The sequence below is a fragment of the Sphaerotilus sp. genome, assembly GCF_031429695.1.
Taxonomy (GTDB): Bacteria; Pseudomonadota; Gammaproteobacteria; order Burkholderiales; family Burkholderiaceae_C; genus Sphaerotilus.
Window position 1 is genome coordinate 1 of sequence record NZ_JANPAB010000071.1, and the last position, 19,852, is coordinate 19,852.

Genomic DNA, 19,852 nt, shown 5'->3' on the forward strand with positions numbered 1-19,852 from the left:
GAAATGGTCATGCCGGGCGACAACGTGTCGATCACGGTCAAGCTGATCGCCCCGATCGCCATGGAAGAAGGTCTGCGCTTCGCCATCCGCGAAGGCGGTCGCACCGTCGGCGCCGGCGTCGTCGCCAAGATCATCGCCTGATTTCCAGTAAACTCACCAGTCAGGCCGCAGGGGTATAGCTCAACTGGCAGAGCGTCGGTCTCCAAAACCGAAGGTTGGGGGTTCGATTCCCTCTGCCCCTGCCAAATCCGATGGCTAAAAAGTCGTCGAGATTTGTTGCCTGACCGGCAGCCCGCGGGACGTGTCGACGCCCTGGCGGGCTTTCCTGCTTGTGGATGTCGATGATGGCGCGCAGTGCAATGGCTGTGACACGCCCACCCCGAACGAAGTGAATGTGATGACCGCTCCGCAAGTCGAAACTGTTTCCACCAACGCTGACAAGACCCGGCTGATCGCTTCGGGTCTGCTGCTGCTTGGGGGGCTGGTGGCGTTTTACCTGCTCTCCGCACAAGGGCCGTATGCCCAGTGGGCGGCCCTGCTGGTGCTGCTCGGCGGTGCAGTGGCCGTGTTCTTCGCCTCCGAGTCTGGCAAGGCACTGATCGCCTACGGCCGCGAGTCAGTCAAGGAGTTCTACAAGGTGGTCTGGCCGACACGCAAGGAAGCAGGTCAGATGACCGGCTATGTCTTTGCCTTCGTCGTGGTCATGGCCTTGTTCCTGTGGATGACCGACAAGACCCTGGAATGGGTGCTGTACGACCTGGTCCTCGGCTGGAAACGCTGACAAAGCAAGGTTTCATGATGAGCGATATCCAGTCCACAATCCCTGCCGCCGTTCCCATGCGCTGGTACGTGGTCCACGCCTATTCCGGTATGGAAAAGGCCGTCGAGCGCAACCTGCGCGAACGCATCGACCGCTCTGGCATGCAGGCCAAGTTCGGCCGCATCCTGGTCCCGACCGAAGAAGTGGTCGAGATGAAGAACGGCAAGAAGTCGGTCACCGAGCGCCGTTTCTTTCCCGGCTATGTGCTGGTCGAGATGGTGATGAACGACGAGTCCTGGCATCTGGTCAAGAACACCAGCAAGGTCACCGGTTTTGTCGGTGGTGCCAAGAACCGTCCTTCCCCCATCTCCGAAGACGAGGTCATGAAGATCGTGACCCAGATGCAGGAAGGCACCGAGAAGCCACGTCCCAAGGTGGAGTGGGTGGTCGGTGAAGTCGTGCGGATCAAGGACGGTCCGTTCACGGACTTCAATGCCGTCATCGAAGACGTCAACTACGACAAGAACAAGATGCGGTTGTCGGTCACGATTTTTGGCCGTGCAACACCAGTGGAACTCGACTTTCACCAGGTCGAGAAAGTCTGACGCTTCACCGCGTCGGATCGGGTGGCGGGTGCATGGTGTGCCCGCGTATCTCACATGACGAGGAGCCTGCTTCAGTGGCAGGCGCTTGAACTCGAGGAGCCATCATGGCAAAGAAAATCGTCGGCTTCATCAAGCTGCAAGTTCCGGCAGGCAAGGCCAATCCTTCGCCCCCGATCGGTCCCGCTCTCGGTCAGCGCGGTCTGAACATCATGGAGTTCTGCAAGGCGTTCAATGCGCAGACGCAGCAGGGCTTCGAGATCGGCATGAAGCTGCCGGTGGTCATCACCGCCTTCGCCGACAAGTCGTTCACCTTCATCATCAAGAGCCCGCCGGCAACGGCCCTCCTGAAGAAGGCCGCCAAGATCGAACGTGGTTCGGCCCGCCCGCACCTCGACAAGGTTGGCAAGCTGACCCGTGCGCAGCTGGAAGAGATCGCCAAGATCAAGGTCAAGGATCTGACCGCAGCGAACATGGACGCTGCCGTCCGGACCATCGCGGGCTCGGCCCGTTCGATGGGCATCAACGTGGAAGGGGTCTGATCATGGCAAAGCTGACGAAGCGCGAAAAGGCGCTGCAGGGCAAGATCGAGACGACCAAGCTCTATCCGATCGACGACGCACTGGGCCTGCTGAAGGCTTGTGCAACCGCCAAGTTCGATGAATCCATCGATGTGGCTGTGCAGCTCGGCGTGGACGCCAAGAAGTCGGACCAGGTCGTGCGTGGCGCGGTCGTGATGCCCAACGGCACCGGCAAGATCAAGCGTGTGGCCGTGTTCACCCAGGGTGCGAAGGCGGATGAAGCCCGCGCTGCAGGTGCGGACGTGGTCGGCATGGACGACCTGGCTGCGGAAGTCCGGGCCGGCAACATCAACTTCGACGTGGTCATCGCCTCGCCGGACGCGATGCGCGTGGTCGGTCAACTTGGCCAGATCCTGGGTCCGCGTGGCCTGATGCCTAACCCGAAGGTCGGCACCGTGACCGCTGACGTGGCCACCGCAGTGCGCAACGCCAAGGCGGGTCAGGTCCAGTTCCGCGTCGACAAGGGCGGCATCATCCACGGCACCATCGGTCGCCGTTCGTTCGAAGACGGCAAGCTCAAGGGCAACCTGCAAGCGCTGCTGGACGCGCTGAACAAGGCCAAGCCGGCATCGAGCAAGGGCGTCTACCTGCGCAAGGTCGCTGTCTCGTCGACGATGGGCGTGGGCGTCCGCGTGGACATCGCCAGCGTCACCGCCGGCATGGGCACCAGCCAGAACTGATCGACAGATCACGGTTTCGTTGCGCGGCGTCGCGTGGCGGAACCCGGGCATGGTGCGAGTCTGGCACCGTTGCTTCGACAATATTTGGTGGGCTGAGGCGGCAAGGGCGACAAGCTCTGGTCACCGCAGGTCATCGAAGACCGCTGGCGAATTGCTCCCCTGGGTGACCGGGACGGGCAGGGCTTAATCGGCGCGTTCAGGCTTCGGCTTGGGCTGATCCGGCCAGCGCAGATGGCGTACCCGCCGCAAAGGTTGACCCCGTGGTGACACGGGCTCCTGAACGGCAAGGTCGCTGAACCCGGTGTGCCCTGAGCGTGCAAGCGCGACGGGCATGTTTTAAGGAGTGGACCTTGAGTCTCAATCGCAACGAGAAAGCAGCCGTTGTCGAGGAAGTGATCGCCCAGGCGGCGAAATCACAGACCTTGACCGTGGCCGAGTACCGTGGCCTCACCGTCGCTCATCTGGATGCTCTGCGCAAGACCGCGCGCGAAAAGGGTGTGTATCTTCACGTGCTGAAGAACACCCTGGCCCGCCGTGCTGTTGCCGGAACGCCGTTTGAGGTCGCCGAGAGCCTGTTCGTCGGACCGCTGATCTATGGCTTCTCTGAAGATGCCGTGGCAGCCGCGAAGGTCGTTTCCGACTTCGCCAAGACGAACGACAAGCTGGTCATCAAGGGCGGTGCCTACGGTGGCAAGGCGCTGGACGTCGAAGGCGTCAAGGCGCTGGCCAGCGTGCCCAGCAAGGAAGTCCTGCTGGCGCAACTGCTGGGTCTGCTGCAGAGCCCGATGTCTGGTCTGGCCCGTGTACTGGCCGAAGTGGCCAAGCAGCGTGATGTCGTCGCCGAAGCGCCTGTCGCCGAAGCCGCGGCTGCTGAAGAAGCGCCCGCCGCCTGATCCCTGGTCACACACGACCTGTTTTCTCGAATTCACTGTATTTAGGAGCCCCAAATGGCATTCGATCAAGAAAAATTCCTGTCCGACCTGGACGGCATGACCGTTCTGGAACTCAACACCCTGGTCAAGGCTGTTGAAGTGAAGTTTGGCGTGTCGGCTGCCGCCATGGCGGTCGCCGGCGGCGGCGGTGGCGCTGCTGCTGCTGCGGTCGTTGAAGAGAAGACCGAATTCAACGTCGTGCTGCTCGCAGCCGGCGCTCAAAAGGTACAGGTCATCAAGGCCGTGCGCGAACTGACGGGCCTCGGCCTGAAGGAAGCCAAGGATCTGGTGGACGGCGCTCCGAAGAACGTCAAGGAAGCCATCTCCAAGGCCGACGCAGAAGCCGCTGTCAAGAAGCTGGTCGACGCTGGCGCTCAAGCCGAAGTCAAGTAATTCAGCGTGCGCGACAAGCGCATCTGAATCACAGCAGGCTGGTCCGACAGGGCCAGCCTTTTTGTGCTTCTCTTGGGGTTACGGGTTAATCCTTAGAGATCACCTGAAAAAGCCGTCCGGGGTATTCTGGAAGGCTTTTTCAAGTGTTCTCTGAACCGACTGCAGAGAACCGGTTTGGTCGGACCGGGGTGCAATGCCCTGGTTGTCCGCCAGCGGCTGGTAGTGGCCAGCCACCAAGCTTCAGGCGCAAGGCCTGGTGCCAGTCGTCCCGATTTTCGGCCGAATGAACTGCTGCCTTGGCCTGGCGGCGGACTTCGACACGGAGTGATTGATGGCGCAAGCAACCCCCTATAGCTACACCGAGCGCAAGCGAATTCGCAAGAGCTTCGGCAAGCGCGCGAGCGTGCTGAACGTTCCCTATCTGCTCACCATGCAGAAGGACAGCTACGTCGCTTTCCTGCAAAAGGATGTACCCCCGCTGAAACGCAAACCAGAAGGTTTGCAAGCCGCGTTCCTCTCGGCGTTCCCGATTGTTTCGCACAACGGGTTCGTGGAGATGAAGTTCCTCGAATTCAACATTGCCAAGCCGCCGTTCGACGTGCGCGAGTGCCAGCAGCGTGGTCTCACGTTTGCTGCTGCCGTGCGGGCGCGCTTGCAGATGATCATCTACGACCGCGAGAACTCGACCAACCAGTCGAAGGTAGTCAAGGAGATCAAGGAGCAAGAGGTCTACATGGGCGAAGTACCGCTCATGACCGACTACGGCTCGTTCATCGTCAATGGCACCGAGCGTGTCATCGTCTCGCAGCTGCACCGTTCCCCCGGCGTGTTCTTTGAGCACGACAAGGGCAAGACGCACAGCTCCGGCAAGCTGCTGTTCTCGGCGCGGATCATCCCGTACCGCGGCTCGTGGCTCGACTACGAGTTTGACCCGAAGGACATCCTGTTCTTCCGCGTCGACCGCCGCCGCAAGATGCCGGTCACGATCCTGCTCAAGGCCATCGGCCTGAATCCCGAGCAGATCCTGGCGCACTTCTTCGACTTCGACAATTTCCGCCTGATGGACTCGGGTGCACAGCTCGAATTCGTCGCGGAGCGTCTGAAGGGCGAGATCGCGCGCTTCGACATCACCGACAAGAACGGTGTGGTCGTCGTCGAGAAGGACAAGCGGATCACCGCCAAGCACCTCCGCCAGATCGATGCCTCCGAGACGCAGTTCATCAGCGTGCCGGAAGACTTCCTGGTGGGGCGTGTCATCGCCCGCAACATGGTCGATGCCGACACCGGCGAGATCGTGGCGAAGGCGAACGAGGAAGTCACCGAAACGCTGCTGAAGAAGCTGCGTTCGGCGGGCATCCGCGACGTGCAGTGCCTGTTCACCAACGAGCTGAACCAGGGCGCCTTCATCAGCCAGACCCTGGCGGCCGATGAAACCGCCGACCAGCTGGCCGCGCGCGTGGCCATCTACCGCATGATGCGTCCCGGCGAGCCGCCGACGGAAGACGCGGTCGAAGCGCTGTTCCACCGCCTGTTCTACTCGGCTGACACGTACGACCTGTCGCGCGTGGGCCGCATGAAGTTCAACGCCCGCGTGGGCCGCGACGGCTCCGAAGGCCCGATGACGCTGACCAACGAGGACATCCTCGACGTGGTCAAGATCCTCGTGGACCTGCGCAACGGCAACGGCGAAGTGGACGACATCGACCACCTCGGCAACCGCCGCGTGCGTTGCGTGGGCGAACTGGTCGAAAACCAGTACCGCTCGGGCCTCGCCCGGATCGAGAAGGCCGTCAAGGAACGCCTCGGCCAGGCCGAGACCGAAGCCCTGATGCCGCACGACCTGATCAACTCCAAGCCGATTTCCGCGGCGCTCAAGGAGTTCTTCGGGGCGTCGCAGCTCTCGCAGTTCATGGACCAGACCAACCCGCTGTCGGAGATCACGCACAAGCGCCGTGTCTCCGCCCTGGGCCCGGGCGGTCTGACCCGCGAGCGCGCCGGCTTCGAAGTCCGCGACGTGCATCCGACCCACTACGGCCGGGTCTGCCCGATCGAGACGCCGGAAGGCCCGAACATCGGCCTGATCAACTCGCTGGCCCTGTTCGCACGGCTGAACGAGTACGGCTTCCTGGAAACGCCGTACCGGCGCGTCAAGGACGGCATTGCTTCCCTGCAGATCGACTACCTGTCGGCCATTGAGGAAGGCAAGTACATCATCGCGCAGGCCAACGCCTCGCTCGACGCGGACAACCGCCTGTCCGACGAGCTGGTCTCGGCCCGTGAAAAGGGTGACTCGGTCCTGACCGGTCCGGAACGCATCCAGTACATGGACGTGGCCCCGACGCAGATCGTGTCGGTCGCGGCCTCGCTCGTGCCCTTCCTGGAGCACGACGACGCGAACCGCGCACTGATGGGCGCCAACATGCAGCGTCAGGCGGTGCCGACCCTGCGCCCCGAAAAGGCGCTGGTCGGCACGGGCGTCGAGCGTGTGGCAGCCGTGGACTCGGGCACTGTCGTGACGGCGCGCCGTGGCGGCATCGTGGACTACGTCGACACCAACCGCATCGTGATCCGCGTGAACGACGCGGAAACGGTGGCCGGTGAAGTCGGCGTCGACATCTACAACCTGATCAAGTACCACCGCTCGAACCAGAACACCAACATCCACCAGCGTCCCATCGTCAGCCGCGGCCATCTGGTCGGCTGTGGCGACGTGATCGCGGACGGTGCATCGACCGACCTGGGCGAACTCGCCCTGGGGCAGAACATGCTGGTCGCGTTCATGCCGTGGAACGGCTACAACTTCGAAGATTCGATCCTGATCTCCGAACGCGTGGTGGCCGAAGACCGCTACACCTCGATCCACATCGAGGAACTGGTGGTCATGGCGCGTGACACGAAGCTGGGCCCCGAGGACATCACCCGCGACATCCCGAACCTGTCCGAGGCGCAACTGTCGCGTCTGGACGAGTCCGGCATCGTCTACGTCGGTGCCGAAGTGAACCCGGGCGATGTGCTGGTTGGCAAGGTCACGCCGAAGGGCGAGACCACGCTGACGCCGGAAGAGAAGCTGCTGCGCGCGATCTTCGGCGAGAAGGCGTCCGACGTGAAGGACACCTCGCTGCGCGTGGACCAGGGCACGATGGGCACCGTCATCGATGTGCAGGTCTTCACCCGCGAAGGCATCCAGCGCGACAAGCGCGACCAGCAGATCATCGACGACGAGCTGAAGCGTTTCCGCCTGGACCTGAACGACCAGCTCCGCATCGTCGAGGCCGATGCGTTCGACCGGATCGAGAAGCTGCTGACCGGCAAGGTCGCCAATGGTGGTCCGCGCAAGATCGCCAAGGGCACGGTCATCGACAAGGCGTATCTGACCGAGGTCGAGAAGTACCACTGGTTCGACATCCGCCCGTCGGAAGACGAAGCGGCCAACCAGCTCGAATCGATCAAGAACTCGCTGGAGCAGACGCGCCACAGCTTCGACCTGATGTTCGAGGAAAAGCGCAAGAAGCTCACGCAGGGCGACGAGCTGCCCGCCGGCGTGCTGAAGATGGTCAAGGTCTACCTGGCCGTCAAGCGCCGCCTGCAGCCGGGTGACAAGATGGCCGGCCGCCACGGCAACAAGGGTGTCGTGTCCAAGATCGTCCCGATCGAAGACATGCCCTACATGGCCGACGGCACCCCCGCCGACATCGTGCTCAACCCGCTCGGCGTGCCGTCGCGGATGAACGTGGGTCAGGTGCTGGAAGTCCACCTGGGCTGGGCCGGCAAGGGCATTGGCCAGCGCATCGGCGACATGCTGCAGCAAGAGGCCCGCGTGGCCGAGCTGCGCAAGTTCTTCGACGAGCTGTACAACCAGTCCGGCGGTCGTCCGGAGCAGATCGAGCAACTGACCGATGACGAAGTCGTCGAGATGGCGCGCAACCTGACCAACGGCGTGCCATTCGCGACGCCGGTGTTCGACGGGGCGAAGGAATCCGAGATCCGCGCGATGCTCAAGCTCGCGTACCCGGACGACATCGCGGCGAAGAAGGGCCTGACCCCGACCCGCACGCAGGCCTTCCTGTACGACGGCCGCACCGGCGACCAGTTCGAGCGTCCGACCACCATCGGCTACATGCACGTCCTGAAGCTGCACCACCTGGTCGACGACAAGATGCATGCCCGCTCGACCGGCCCGTACTCGCTCGTCACCCAGCAGCCGCTGGGCGGCAAGGCGCAGTTCGGCGGCCAGCGCTTCGGCGAAATGGAAGTCTGGGCGCTGGAAGCCTACGGCGCGGCGTATGTCCTGCAGGAAATGCTGACGGTCAAGTCCGATGACGTGAACGGTCGCACCAAGGTCTACGAGAGCATCGTCAAGGGTGAGCACTCGATCGAAGCCGGCATGCCGGAATCGTTCAACGTGCTGGTCAAGGAAATTCGCTCGCTCGGTATCGACATCGAGCTTGAGCGCAACTAAGGAGAAGATGCATGAAGGGATTACTCGACCTTTTCAAGCAGTTCACCCCGGACGAACACTTCGACGCGATCAAGATCGGGCTGGCCAGCCCGGAAAAGATCCGCTCGTGGTCGTTCGGCGAGGTGAAGAAGCCCGAGACGATCAACTACCGCACCTTCAAGCCGGAACGCGACGGCCTGTTCTGCGCCAAGATCTTCGGTCCCATCAAGGACTACGAGTGCCTGTGCGGCAAGTACAAGCGCCTCAAGCACCGCGGCGTGATCTGCGAGAAGTGCGGCGTCGAAGTCACGCAGACCAAGGTGCGCCGCGACCGGATGGGTCACATCGACCTGGCCGCTCCCTGCGCGCACATCTGGTTCCTGAAGTCGCTGCCGTCGCGTCTGGGCATGGTGCTCGACATGACGCTGCGCGACATCGAACGCGTGCTGTACTTCGAAGCCTATGTGGTGGTGGATTCGGGCATGACCCCGCTGAAGAAATTCAGCATCATGTCCGAGGACGACTACGACACCAAGAAGCGCGAATTCGGTGACGAGTTCACCGCGCTGATGGGCGCCGAAGGCATCAAGCAGCTGCTCGAAGAGATGGATCTCGATGTCGAGATCGAGCGTCTGCGCGGCGACATGACCGGCTCCGAGCTGAAGGTCAAGAAGAACTCCAAGCGCCTCAAGGTGATGGAAGCCTTCAAGAAGTCGGGCATCAAGCCGCACTGGATGATCATGCAGGTGCTGCCGGTGCTGCCGCCGGACCTGCGTCCGCTGGTGCCGCTGGACGGCGGTCGTTTCGCGACCTCCGACCTGAACGACCTGTACCGCCGCGTCATCAACCGCAACAACCGCCTGGCGCGTCTGCTGGAGCTGAAGGCCCCTGAAATCATCGTGCGCAATGAAAAGCGCATGCTGCAGGAAGCCGTCGACTCGCTGCTGGACAACGGCCGCCGCGGCAAGGCGATGACGGGTGCGAACAAGCGCGCGCTCAAGTCGCTGGCCGACATGATCAAGGGCAAGTCGGGTCGCTTCCGCCAGAATCTGCTGGGCAAGCGCGTCGACTACTCGGGTCGTTCGGTCATCGTGGTCGGCCCGACGCTCAAGCTGCACCAGTGCGGTCTGCCCAAGCTGATGGCGCTGGAGCTGTTCAAGCCCTTCATCTTCTCGCGCCTGGAGGCGATGGGCATCGCGTCCACGATCAAGCAGGCCAAGAAGGAAGTGGAATCGGGTACGCCGGTGGTGTGGGACATCCTTGAAGAAGTCATCAAGGAACACCCGATCATGCTGAACCGCGCGCCGACGCTGCACCGCCTGGGCATCCAGGCCTTCGAGCCGGTGCTGATCGAAGGCAAGGCGATCCAGCTGCATCCGCTCGTCTGCTCGGCGTTCAACGCCGACTTCGACGGTGACCAGATGGCCGTCCACATCCCGCTGTCGATCGAAGCGCAGATGGAAGCCCGCACGCTGATGCTGGCCTCCAACAACGTGCTGTTCCCGGCTTCGGGCGAGCCGTCGATCGTGCCGTCGCAAGACGTGGTGCTGGGTCTGTACTACGCGACCCGCGACCGCATCAATGCCAAGGGCGAAGGCATGATCTTCTCCGACGTCATCGAACTCCAGCGCGCGCTGGACAACGGTGTGGTCGAGATCACCGCCAAGATCAACGTGCGCCTGACCGAGTACAGCCGCGCGTCGGCCGACGATGCCTGGGTGCCCGAGACCAAGCTGGTGGAAACCACCGTCGGTCGCGGCCTGCTGTCCGAGATCCTTCCGAAAGGCCTGCCGTTCACCAACCTGAACAAGGCACTCAAGAAGAAGGAAATCTCGAAGCTGATCAACACCTCGTTCCGCAAGTGCGGTCTGAAGGCCACGGTCGTGTTTGCCGACAAGCTGCTGCAGGCCGGTTTCCGGCTCGCCACGCGCGCCGGCATCTCGATCGCGATCGACGACATGCTGGTGCCGAAGGAGAAGGTCAAGCTGCTGGAGCGCGCCGAAAAGGAAGTCAAGGAAATCGAGCAGCAGTACGTCTCGGGCCTGGTGACCTCCGGTGAGCGTTACAACAAGGTCGTGGACATCTGGGGCAAGACGGGTGACGAGGTGGGCAAGGTCATGATGGCCCAGCTCTCCAAGCAGAAGACCATCGACCGCCACGGCAAGGAAGTCGATCAGGAGTCGTTCAACTCCATCTACATGATGGCCGACTCGGGCGCACGGGGTTCCGCCGCCCAGATCCGACAGCTTGCCGGCATGCGCGGCCTGATGGCCAAGCCGGACGGCTCGATCATCGAGACGCCCATCACCGCGAACTTCCGCGAAGGCCTGAACGTTCTGCAGTACTTCATCTCCACCCACGGTGCCCGCAAGGGCCTGGCGGACACGGCGCTGAAGACTGCGAACTCCGGTTACCTGACGCGCCGTCTGGTCGACGTGACGCAGGATCTGGTGGTCATCGAGGACGATTGCGGCACCGACAACGGCATGGCGATGCGCGCCCTGGTCGAAGGTGGCGAAGTCATCGAATCGCTGCGCGACCGCATCCTCGGCCGCGTCACCGCGATCGACGTGACGCACCCCGAGACCCAGGAAGTGCTGGTCACCCGCGGCAAGATGCTGGACGAGGACACCCTCGACCTGCTCGAATCCGTCGGCGCCGACGAAGTCAAGGTCCGCACTGCGCTGACCTGCGGCACGCGTTTCGGCATCTGCGCCAAGTGCTATGGCCGCGACCTCGGCCGCGGCGGCCTGATCAACATCGGCGAAGCGATCGGCGTGATCGCCGCGCAGTCGATCGGCGAGCCGGGCACGCAGCTGACGATGCGCACCTTCCACATCGGGGGTGCGGCGTCGCGTGCGGCGGTGGCCTCCAGCGTGGATGCCAAGTCGGACGGCCGCATCGGCTTCAACGGCACGATGCGCTACGTGACCAACGCCAAGGGCGAGCTGGTGGTGATCTCGCGTTCCGGCGAAATCATCATCTCCGACCCGCATGGCCGCGAGCGCGAGCGCCACAAGGTGCCGTACGGTGCGATCCTGAACGTCAAGGCCGACCAGCAGATCAAGGCTGGCACGGTCCTGGGCAACTGGGATCCGCTGACGCGCCCGATCATCACCGAGTTCGCCGGCAAGATGCGCTTCGAGAACGTCGAAGAAGGCGTCACCGTGGCCAAGCAGGTGGACGAAGTGACGGGTCTGTCGACGCTGGTGGTCATCGACCCGAAGCGCCGCGGCTCCATCAAGGTCGTGCGTCCGCAGGTCAAGCTGCTCGACTTCGCCGGCCAGGAAGTGAAGATCCCCGGCACCGACCACTCGGTGACGATCGGCTTCCCCATCGGCTGTCTGATCCAGGTCCGCGATGGCCAGGACGTGATGCCCGGCGAGGTGCTGGCCCGTATCCCGGTCGAAGGCCAGAAGACACGCGACATCACCGGCGGTCTGCCGCGGGTGGCCGAGCTGTTCGAAGCCCGCACGCCCAAGGACAAGGGCACGCTGGCCGAGATGACCGGCACGGTGTCCTTCGGCAAGGAGACCAAGGGCAAGGTGCGCCTGCAGATCACCGATCCGGAAGGCCGCGTGTCCGAGGAACTTGTGCCCAAGGAAAAGAACATCCTGGTGCACGAAGGCCAGGTGGTCAACAAGGGCGAGTCGATCGTCGACGGACCGGCCGATCCGCAGGACATCCTGCGTCTGCTGGGCGTCGAGGAACTGGCGCGCTACATCGTCGACGAAGTGCAGGACGTCTACCGACTCCAGGGCGTGAAGATCAACGACAAGCACATCGAGGTGATCGTTCGCCAGATGCTGCGTCGTGTGCAGATCGCCAACTCGGGTGACTCCACGTACATCGTCGGCGAGCAGGTCGAGCGTTCGGAGCTGTTCAACACGAACGAGCGCCTGCAACGCGAAGGCAAGCTGCCGGCGACGTATCTGGACGTGCTGCTGGGCATCACCAAGGCCTCGCTGTCGACCGACTCGTTCATCTCCGCGGCGTCCTTCCAGGAAACCACCCGCGTGCTGACCGAAGCGGCCATCATGGGCAAGCGCGACGAGCTGCGTGGCCTGAAGGAAAACGTCATCGTGGGTCGCCTGATCCCGGCCGGCACGGGTCTCGCCTTCCACCAGGCCCGCAAGGCCAAGGAAGCCATGGACGACACCGAGCGCCGCGCCATCGCGATGCAGGAAGCGCAGGAAGCGTTGGCGGCGATCGACGCCGACACGGCATCCGGCGTCGATGCACAGGGCTGACGCCTGAAGGGATGGCCCCGCACCGGCGCTGCCGGTGCGGAATGCCCCCCTGAAAACCCCGAGCTGGCTTGTCCACCTCGGGGTTTTTTACGCCCATGCGCTGTTGCAAATGCTTTTGCATTAGCATGTGACCCATGGAACCCCGTGAACGCCAGACCCGCCAGCGCGACGCGCTTCTGCAAGCCCTGCAAGGCAGCGCCCGCGCGCTGACGCCGGTCGAACTGTGCGAACTGGCGCAGCAGCAGGTCGCCACGCTGAACCTCTCCACCGTCTACCGGCAGCTCAACGCGCTGCAGGAGCTGGGCGTGGTGACGCGGGTGGACCTGCCGGGGCAGTCGGCGCGCTACGAGGCCGCCTGCGAGCAACACCACCACGGCGTGGGCACGCACGGTGAGCAGTACCACCACCACCACCATTTCCACTGCACCCAGTGCGACCGCGTGTTCCCCATCCACGCCTGCCCCGGCACGATGTCTGAACTCGCGCCGCCCGGTTTCCAGGTCCAGCGCCATGACCTGACGCTGCACGGCCTGTGCGCCGACTGCGGCAGTGCCTCAGCCGCAGGGAGCACCGCATGTTGATGGCGAGCGCGGCGGTGCGGTGTGCGGGGGCGCTGGCGCTGGTGGCGCTGCTGTGGCTGGCGGTGGGCTGGGGGTTGTCGGCATGAACGCGGCGGTGTTGACGCTCGACGGCGTGGGGGTGCGGCGCGGGGAACGCTGGGCGCTGGAAGGCGTCAGCGGCACGATTCGGCGTGGTGCGATGACGGCCATCGTCGGCCCGAACGGCGCTGGCAAGAGCACGCTGCTCGACACCCTTGCCGGCCAACTCACCCCGCAGCAAGGGCGCCTCATCCGCGCTGCCGGCGTGACGGTGGCGTATCTGCCGCAGAGCGCGCGCATCGACCGCAGTTTCCCGATCCGCGTCGGTGACGTGGTGGCGCTGGGCGCGTGGTCGCGCATCGGCCTGTGGAAGGCGCTCGGCGGTGGCCTGCGCCGCGAGGTGGCCGAGGCGCTGGTGGCGGTGGGGCTGGCGGGCTGCGAACGCCGCGTCATCTCCGATCTGTCGGCGGGACAGTTCCAGCGCGTGCTCTTCGCCCGGCTGATGCTGCAGAACGCCGACCTGATCCTGCTGGACGAGCCCTTCAACGCCATCGACGAGGACACCACCGCCGACCTGCTGGCCCTGGTGCACCAATGGCACGCCCAGGGCCGCAGCATCGTCGCCGTGCTGCACGACATGGCGCAGGTGCGGGCGCACTTCGACCAGACCGTGCGGCTGTCGCAGCGGGTGCTGGGCTGGGGCGCGACCGAAGCGGTGCTGTCGGCCGACGAGGTCACCGCATGACGCTGCCGGGTCCGGGCGACTGGTCCGCGCTGCTGTTCCAGTCCTTGTTCCAGCCGTTCGTGGAATTCGGCTTCATGCGCCGGGCGCTGGTGGCGGTGGTGGCGCTGGCGATGGGGGCGGCGCCGCTGGGCTGTCTGCTGGTGCTGCGCCGGATGAGTCTGGTGGGCGACGCCATGGCGCACGCGCTGTTGCCCGGCGCGGCGGTCGGCTACCTGATGGCCGGGCTGTCGCTCACGGCGATGAGCCTTGGTGGCTTCATCGCGGCGCTGCTGGTGGCCCTTGGCGCAGGCGCCGTGACGCGGCGCACCGGCCAGCGCGAGGACGCGAGCTTCGCCGCCTTCTACCTGATCGCGCTGGCGCTGGGCGTGCTGCTCATCTCCACGCACGGCAGCAGCGTCGACCTGATCCACGTGCTCTTCGGCAGCGTGCTGGCGGTGGACAACGCGGCGCTGGTGCTGGTCGCCGCCATCGCCAGCGTGACGCTGCTGGTGCTGGCGCTGCTGTACCGGCCGCTGGTGGTCGAGAGCTTCGACGCGGTCTTTCTGCGCTCGGTCGGCGGCCCCGGTGCGCTGAGCCACAACGTGCTGCTGGTGCTGACGGTGGCGAACCTCGTCGGCGGGTTCCAGGCGATGGGCACGCTGATGGCAGTGGGTCTGATGATGGTGCCGGCCATTGCGGCCCGCTTCTGGGTGCGTGACCTCGGGCACCTGGCGCTGCTGGCGGCGGTGATCGCGGTGGTGTCGGGCTGGGTCGGGCTGCTGCTGTCGTTCCATGCCGAGTTGCCGTCGGGGCCGGCGATCGTGCTGGTGGCGGGTGGTTTCTATGCCGTGTCGCTGCTGTTCGGGCGGCACGACGGTCTGCTGCGGCGCCGGGCCACGCCATGACGACGCGCCGGCACAGTCTGCACGGTCTGGTCGGTCTGGTCGGGGGGCTCGCCGCGGTGGCGTGGCCGCTGGCATGGGCACAGACACAGGACAGCAGTACCCGCCCGTTGCGCGTGGTGGCCAGCTTCTCGATCCTGGCCGATCTGGTCGTCAACGTCGGCGGCCCGGCGGTCGAGGTCCATGCCCTGGTCGGCCGCGACGCCGACGCCCACGTCTTCCAGCCCGCTCCCGCCGACGTGAAGCGTGTCGCCCAGGCCGACCTCGTGGTCGTCAACGGCTTGCACTACGAAGGCTGGCTGACGCGGCTGGTGCAGACCGCCGGGTTCAAGGGCCCGGTGCTGGTCTGCAGCGACGGCCTCACGCCGCGCCGCCTCGGCAAGGACGCCGATCCCCACGCCTGGCAAGACCTCGCCAGCGCCCGCCACTACGTCGCCCGCATCCGCGATGCGCTGGTGCAGGCCCGCCCCGCGCAAGCCGATGCCCTGCGGCGCCGCGCCAGCGACTACACCGCCCAGCTTGACGCCCTCGACCGCCAGACCCGCGCCGACTTCGCCGCGCTGCCAGCCGACCGGCGCCGCGTGGTCAGCACGCACGATGCGTTCGGGTATTTCGCCGCGGCCTACGGCATCGAATTCCTGGCGGCCCAACGCTGGAGCACCGACAGCGAGCCGTCCGCCGCCGACGTGGCGCGGCTCATCCGCCAGCTCCGCCAGCAGCGGGCGGCGGCGCTGTTCGCCGAGAACATCGCCGATCCGCGCCTGATGCAGCGCATCGCCAAGGAGTCGGGCGCGGTGGTCGGCGGGACGCTGTATTCCGACGCGCTGTCCGCCCCTGGCACCGCGGCCGACACCTACCTCAAGCTGTTCCGCCACAACGCGCAAACGCTGCTCGCGGGACTGCGCAGGAGTCCATGATGAAAAAGCTGACCCCCTGGTGGGTGATCTCCGCGCTGGCACTGGGCGTTGCGCCTGTCCTGGCTGCTGGCACACCAGCCCATGCCCATGTGCATGGCGCCGTGCAACTGGACATCGCCCTGGACGGCCCGACCCTGACGATCACGCTGGAAGCCCCGCTCGACAGCGTGTTCGGCTTCGAGCACGCCCCGCGCACCGCCGCCGAGAAAAAAACAGCCCAGGACGCGCTCGCCACCCTGCGCACCAGTGGCACGCTGTTCGTGCCGGACGCCGCCGCGGGCTGCACCTTCAAGTCCGCCACCGCCGACTCCGAGGCGCTGCACCCCGGCGCCAAGGCCGGTGAGCACGCCGACCTGGACGCGAGCGCCGAGTTCACCTGCGCCAAACCCGAGCAACTGCGCCGCATCGACCTGGGCGGCCTGCTCGACCGTTTCCCGCGTGTCCAGCGCCTGCAAGCGCAGATCGTCACCGCGCAAGGCCAGTTCAAGCAGACGCTCCAGCGCCCCGCCCGGGTGCTGACCTGGGGCCGCTGATGGCCGCCGCGTCGAACGGGCCGCTGCTGAGCCTGCGCGACCTGCGCTTTCGCTGGCTGGGCAGCGCGCATGACCAGCTCGACATCGCCGCCTTCGACGTGGCGCCCGGCGAGGCGGTGTTCCTGCGCGGCCCGAGCGGCTGCGGCAAGAGCACGCTGCTGTCGCTGCTCGCGGGCGTGCTGGTGGCGGACCACGGCACGGCGAGCCTGCTCGGCCAGGACTGGCACACGCTGTCCGCCGGCCGCCGCGACCGCCACCGTGCTGACCACGTCGGCTACATCTTCCAGCAGTTCAACCTGTTGCCCTACCTGTCGGTGCGCGACAACGTGCTGCTGCCGAGCCGGTTCTCGGCGCTGCGGGCCGCCCGGTCGCGTGAGGCCGCTGGCTCGCCGGGGGCCGAGGCGGAGCAGCTGCTCGGGGCGCTGCAACTCGACCGCACGCTGTGGGGCCGCCGCGCCGCCGAGCTGTCGGTCGGCCAGCAGCAGCGGGTGGCGACGGCGCGGGCGCTGCTCGGCCGCCCGGAGATTGTCATCGCCGACGAGCCGACCTCGGCGCTCGACGAGGCGCTGCGGGACCGTTACCTCGCGCTGCTGCTGGGTGCTTGCGCCGAGGCGGGCAGTGCGCTGGTGCTGGTCAGCCATGACCTGCGGCTGGCGGACCATTTCAGCCGCCGCGTCGATCTGCCGCAGCTCAACCGCGCCGCGCAGGCCGTGTCCAGTGCGGCAGAGGAGGGCGCCGCATGACCGCGCTGCTCTCCCTCGCCGCCCGCAGCGCCTGGAACCGCCGCTTCGTGCTCGGGCTGATCGTCGCGTCGATCGCGCTGTCCACCTTCTTGCTGCTGGGCATTGAGCGGGTGCGCCAGGACGTGCGGCGCAACTTCTCGCAGGCCGTCTCCGGCACCGACCTGATCGTCGGCGCCCGCACCGGGTCGGTGCAACTGCTGCTGTACGCGGTGTTCCGGCTCGGCAGCGCGACCAACAACCTCCGCTGGGACAGCGTGCAGGCGCTGGCGACACAGCGGCAGGTGGCCTGGGTCGTGCCGATCTCGCTGGGCGACACGCACCGCGGCTTCTCGGTGGTGGGCACGACGACCGGCTATTTCGCGCACTTCCGCCACGGTGAGCAACAGCCGCTGGCGCTGGCGCAGGGCCGGGCGTTTGGCGACGGCAACGACCAGGTGTACGAAGCGGTGCTCGGCGCCGAGGTGGCCGAGCGGCTGGGCTATGCGCTCGGGCGAAAGGTGGTGCTTAGCCACGGCGACGGCGCATTTGCCGCCAACGACCACGCGGACAAGCCCTTCACCGTCGTCGGCATCCTGCAGCGCACGGGCACGCCGGTCGATCGCTCGGTCCACATCCCGCTCGGCGGCATGGAGGCGATTCACCTCGATTGGGTCGCGGGGGCGCCGATGCCTGGCATGGCCGTGACCGCTGAGGCCGCGGTGGCGCAAGACCTGACGCCGCGCAGTGTCACGGCCGCGCTGGTCGGGCTGAAGAACCGTGCGGCGGTGTTTTCGGTGCAGCGGTGGGTGTCGGGCTACCCGGACGAGGCGCTGATGGCGGTGCTGCCGGGCGTGGCGCTGGACGAGCTGTGGGAGGTGGTCGGCGCGGGCGAGCGGGCGCTGCTGGCGGTGAGCGTGCTGGTGTCGGTGGTGAGCCTGGCGGGGCTGATGGCGGTGATCATGGCGGGGCTGAACGAGCGGCGGCGCGAGCTGGCGATCCTGCGTTCGGTGGGCGCCGGGCCGTGGCAGATGCTGGGGCTGCTGGCGGTGGAAGGGGCGCTGGTCACCGCCTGTGGCGTGGTGCTCGGGGCGGTGGTTTGTTATGGGCTGATCGCGGTGCTGGGCGACTGGGTGGGACTGCACTGGGGTGTGGCGCTGCGGCTCGGTTGGCCGGGGCCGGGGGAATGGACGCTGCTTTGTGGGTTGCTGATGGGGGGCTGGCTGGCCAGCCTCGTTCCGGGCTATCGTGCTTATCAACTGTCGCTGGCCGACGGGTTGTCACCGAGGATTTGAAATGACTGTGAACCTGAATCAGAACGCCAATCTGCACCGAAACAGGCCCCGGCTGTGGATCATCTGTGCGGGGCTGGGCTGGGCGCTGGGGCTGGGTTCGCTGACCGTGCTGCAGGCGGCTCCGGTTGACAAGGGCGCTGTCAAGTCAGGGGCTGTTCGTGAACTCAAGTGGGAAGAACTCGTCCCGTCCGGCTGGGATCCGGCCAAGATCCTGAAGGGCAAGGGTGACTTGGCGCGTCTGCAGGACGGCGATCCGAAGACCTCCGCGCTGATGCGCGAGGTTCGCCGGGTCTGGGACGATGCCCCTACCCGCCCCGAACTCGCCGGCCAGAAGGTCAAGCTCCCCGGCTATCTCGTCCCGCTCGAAGGCCAGTGCGGCGAGTGGAAGGAGTTCCTGGTCGTGCCGTACTTCGGCGCCTGCGTCCACTCGCCGCCGCCACCGGCCAACCAGATCGTGCATGTGAAGGCGGCCATTCCGGCCAAGGGCCTGCGCAGCATGGACACCGTCTGGGTCACCGGCACGATGCGCACCGAGCGCCGCGACACCGACATGGGCGTGAGCGGCTACACGCTGGAAGGCGCGGTGGTGGAGAAGTACGTGGAGCCGCCGCTGCCGCCCGCGACGAAGTGATGAGGGCAGGCGGCGAGGCGTTCAACGCCCTGCGCTGTCGTCCTTGAGCGCCTGCATCAACACCTCCATGTCCAGCCGCGCATGGCGCGCATCGACGGCGTGCAGCACCCCCTCGCGCCGCAGCGCCGACACCAGCCGGCTGGCGGTCTCGAAGGTCATGTCCAGCATCGCGCCCATTTCCTGGCGCGTCGGCATCCAGATCCGCCCCTGCGCCTCGCCGAACTCGCTGAGCTTGAGCAGCAGCCGCAGCATCCGGTGACGCGCCGGGCCGCGGGCGAGTTCGGTCAGCCACTCGTCGGCGTCGTCGAGCGCACGTTGCCAGCGCTTCATCAAGTCGCGGGTGATCTCGGGGTGACCGGCCGAGAGTTCGTCGATCAGCGCACGCGGAATGCGGCAGACATGCACCTCGGTGCAGGCCACGGCGTCGGTTGCATAGGTCTGGTGCAGGATGGCCTCCAGCCCGAGCAGATCGGTGCGTCCGGCCAGACGCAGGATGCGCCGCTCGCCGGCCTCGCTCGTGCGCTCCAGGCGCAGCACGCCGCTGCGCACCGTGAACACGGCGTTGCCGCTGTCCTGCGCGGCGTAGAGCGTCTGGCCTGGCTCCAGTGTCAGGTCGGCAATGCGGTAGTGGATCTGGGCCAGCGCGGCTTCATCGAGCGCGCCGAACAGCGCGAACTGGCGCACCCCGCAGCTCGAACAGACCTGGGCTTGCGGGTTGTAGGGGCCGAACTCAGGCTTCAGAGGAATGATCGGGACAGGTTGGCCCATGGCGTTCTTTGGTCATGTGGACAGGCGGTCGAGTATGGCGTGTTTGAACTGGTGAGGGGCTGACACCGTGCCCGTGTGGCCGGTCTGCCTGCCCGGTATCATGCCCGGTTGCCCTCGCGCCGCCGGAA

18 protein-coding genes and 1 tRNA gene are annotated in these 19,852 nt (G+C 65.8%); 18 read left to right on the plus strand and 1 reads right to left on the minus strand.

Translation table 11 applies throughout. The annotated features are described in order from the left end of the window. The 18 genes from RMP06_RS13890 to RMP06_RS13975 form a co-directional block, all read left to right on the plus strand. Positions 1-141, plus strand: a 141-nt coding sequence (locus RMP06_RS13890; protein ID WP_460826231.1) for an EF-Tu C-terminal domain-related protein, incomplete at its 5' end; no start/stop codon positions are given. Between the two features lie 28 nt (positions 142-169). Beyond that, positions 170-245 (plus strand) — tRNA-Trp (locus RMP06_RS13895). A 152-nt stretch (positions 246-397) separates the two neighbouring features. Then, a complete protein-coding gene (secE, locus tag RMP06_RS13900) occupies positions 398-781 on the plus strand; it encodes a preprotein translocase subunit SecE (RefSeq protein WP_310462376.1) in 384 nt (127 codons plus the stop codon). A 17-nt stretch (positions 782-798) separates the two neighbouring features. Continuing rightward, positions 799-1,365 carry a transcription termination/antitermination protein NusG gene (nusG, locus tag RMP06_RS13905; protein ID WP_310462377.1) on the plus strand — a complete coding sequence of 189 codons (567 nt, stop codon included), beginning with the start codon at positions 799-801 and terminating at the stop codon, positions 1,363-1,365. Between the two features lie 104 nt (positions 1,366-1,469). Next, positions 1,470-1,904, plus strand: coding sequence for a 50S ribosomal protein L11 (rplK, locus tag RMP06_RS13910; RefSeq protein ID WP_310462378.1), 435 nt, complete (start codon positions 1,470-1,472; stop codon positions 1,902-1,904). A gap of 2 nt (positions 1,905-1,906) precedes the next feature. After that, positions 1,907-2,623 (plus strand): 50S ribosomal protein L1, encoded by a 717-nt coding sequence (gene rplA, locus RMP06_RS13915; RefSeq protein ID WP_310462379.1) that lies wholly within the window; start codon positions 1,907-1,909, stop codon positions 2,621-2,623. Positions 2,624-2,973: 350 nt separating this feature from the next. Next, positions 2,974-3,516: a 50S ribosomal protein L10 gene (rplJ, locus tag RMP06_RS13920; RefSeq protein ID WP_310462380.1), complete on the plus strand. Its 543-nt coding sequence runs from the start codon at positions 2,974-2,976 to the stop codon at positions 3,514-3,516. A 54-nt stretch (positions 3,517-3,570) separates the two neighbouring features. Beyond that, positions 3,571-3,948: a 50S ribosomal protein L7/L12 gene (gene rplL, locus RMP06_RS13925; protein WP_310462381.1), complete on the plus strand. Its 378-nt coding sequence runs from the start codon at positions 3,571-3,573 to the stop codon at positions 3,946-3,948. 331 nt (positions 3,949-4,279) lie between these two features. Continuing rightward, the gene (gene rpoB, locus RMP06_RS13930; RefSeq protein WP_310462382.1) at positions 4,280-8,407 is read left to right on the plus strand and encodes a DNA-directed RNA polymerase subunit beta; all 4,128 of its coding nucleotides are present in this window, start codon (positions 4,280-4,282) and stop codon (positions 8,405-8,407) included. Between the two features lie 11 nt (positions 8,408-8,418). Continuing rightward, the gene (gene rpoC, locus RMP06_RS13935; protein WP_310462383.1) at positions 8,419-12,636 is read left to right on the plus strand and encodes a DNA-directed RNA polymerase subunit beta'; all 4,218 of its coding nucleotides are present in this window, start codon (positions 8,419-8,421) and stop codon (positions 12,634-12,636) included. A 134-nt stretch (positions 12,637-12,770) separates the two neighbouring features. Next, positions 12,771-13,217, plus strand: coding sequence for a Fur family transcriptional regulator (locus RMP06_RS13940; protein WP_310462384.1), 447 nt, complete (start codon positions 12,771-12,773; stop codon positions 13,215-13,217). 82 nt (positions 13,218-13,299) lie between these two features. Next, positions 13,300-13,980, plus strand: coding sequence for a metal ABC transporter ATP-binding protein (locus tag RMP06_RS13945; RefSeq protein WP_310462385.1), 681 nt, complete (start codon positions 13,300-13,302; stop codon positions 13,978-13,980). Further along, complete coding sequence (locus RMP06_RS13950; protein WP_310462386.1) at positions 13,977-14,864, plus strand: metal ABC transporter permease; 888 nt, start codon at positions 13,977-13,979, stop codon at positions 14,862-14,864. Before RMP06_RS13945 ends, RMP06_RS13950 begins: the two co-directional genes overlap by 4 nt. Beyond that, positions 14,861-15,778, plus strand: coding sequence for a metal ABC transporter solute-binding protein, Zn/Mn family (locus RMP06_RS13955; RefSeq protein WP_310462387.1), 918 nt, complete (start codon positions 14,861-14,863; stop codon positions 15,776-15,778). The genes RMP06_RS13950 and RMP06_RS13955 overlap by 4 nt, the downstream gene beginning before the upstream one ends. Then, positions 15,778-16,311 carry a DUF2796 domain-containing protein gene (locus RMP06_RS13960; protein WP_310462388.1) on the plus strand — a complete coding sequence of 178 codons (534 nt, stop codon included), beginning with the start codon at positions 15,778-15,780 and terminating at the stop codon, positions 16,309-16,311. The genes RMP06_RS13955 and RMP06_RS13960 overlap by 1 nt, the downstream gene beginning before the upstream one ends. Continuing rightward, a complete protein-coding gene (locus tag RMP06_RS13965; protein ID WP_310462389.1) occupies positions 16,311-17,054 on the plus strand; it encodes an ABC transporter ATP-binding protein in 744 nt (247 codons plus the stop codon). The genes RMP06_RS13960 and RMP06_RS13965 overlap by 1 nt, the downstream gene beginning before the upstream one ends. Continuing rightward, positions 17,051-18,325, plus strand: a complete 1,275-nt coding sequence (locus tag RMP06_RS13970; protein ID WP_310462390.1) for an ABC transporter permease — start codon at positions 17,051-17,053, stop codon at positions 18,323-18,325. The genes RMP06_RS13965 and RMP06_RS13970 overlap by 4 nt, the downstream gene beginning before the upstream one ends. A gap of 1 nt (position 18,326) precedes the next feature. Continuing rightward, on the plus strand, positions 18,327-18,956 hold the full coding sequence (locus RMP06_RS13975; RefSeq protein WP_310462391.1) for a DUF3299 domain-containing protein: 630 nt from the start codon (positions 18,327-18,329) through the stop codon (positions 18,954-18,956). A gap of 21 nt (positions 18,957-18,977) precedes the next feature. On the opposite strand, the gene RMP06_RS13980 is transcribed toward RMP06_RS13975, so the two are convergent. Then, positions 18,978-19,724 (minus strand): Crp/Fnr family transcriptional regulator, encoded by a 747-nt coding sequence (locus RMP06_RS13980; RefSeq protein WP_310462392.1) that lies wholly within the window; start codon positions 19,722-19,724, stop codon positions 18,978-18,980. Positions 19,725-19,852 lie beyond the last annotated feature (128 nt).

Bases quoted from the DNA above. Each gene is read 5' to 3' on its own strand.
- secE (WP_310462376.1), top strand. From the start codon at position 398: ATGACCGCTCCGCAAGTCGAAACTGTTTCCACCAACGCTGACAAGACC.
- nusG (WP_310462377.1), top strand. From the start codon at position 799: ATGAGCGATATCCAGTCCACAATCCCTGCCGCCGTTCCCATGCGCTGG.
- rplK (WP_310462378.1), top strand. From the start codon at position 1,470: ATGGCAAAGAAAATCGTCGGCTTCATCAAGCTGCAAGTTCCGGCAGGC.
- rplA (WP_310462379.1), top strand. From the start codon at position 1,907: ATGGCAAAGCTGACGAAGCGCGAAAAGGCGCTGCAGGGCAAGATCGAG.
- rplL (WP_310462381.1), top strand. From the start codon at position 3,571: ATGGCATTCGATCAAGAAAAATTCCTGTCCGACCTGGACGGCATGACC.
- rpoB (WP_310462382.1), top strand. From the start codon at position 4,280: ATGGCGCAAGCAACCCCCTATAGCTACACCGAGCGCAAGCGAATTCGC.
- rpoC (WP_310462383.1), top strand. From the start codon at position 8,419: ATGAAGGGATTACTCGACCTTTTCAAGCAGTTCACCCCGGACGAACAC.
- RMP06_RS13940 (WP_310462384.1), top strand. From the start codon at position 12,771: ATGGAACCCCGTGAACGCCAGACCCGCCAGCGCGACGCGCTTCTGCAA.
- RMP06_RS13945 (WP_310462385.1), top strand. From the start codon at position 13,300: ATGAACGCGGCGGTGTTGACGCTCGACGGCGTGGGGGTGCGGCGCGGG.
- RMP06_RS13950 (WP_310462386.1), top strand. From the start codon at position 13,977: ATGACGCTGCCGGGTCCGGGCGACTGGTCCGCGCTGCTGTTCCAGTCC.
- RMP06_RS13955 (WP_310462387.1), top strand. From the start codon at position 14,861: ATGACGACGCGCCGGCACAGTCTGCACGGTCTGGTCGGTCTGGTCGGG.
- RMP06_RS13960 (WP_310462388.1), top strand. From the start codon at position 15,778: ATGAAAAAGCTGACCCCCTGGTGGGTGATCTCCGCGCTGGCACTGGGC.
- RMP06_RS13965 (WP_310462389.1), top strand. From the start codon at position 16,311: ATGGCCGCCGCGTCGAACGGGCCGCTGCTGAGCCTGCGCGACCTGCGC.
- RMP06_RS13970 (WP_310462390.1), top strand. From the start codon at position 17,051: ATGACCGCGCTGCTCTCCCTCGCCGCCCGCAGCGCCTGGAACCGCCGC.
- RMP06_RS13975 (WP_310462391.1), top strand. From the start codon at position 18,327: ATGACTGTGAACCTGAATCAGAACGCCAATCTGCACCGAAACAGGCCC.
- RMP06_RS13980 (WP_310462392.1), bottom strand. From the start codon at position 19,724: ATGGGCCAACCTGTCCCGATCATTCCTCTGAAGCCTGAGTTCGGCCCC.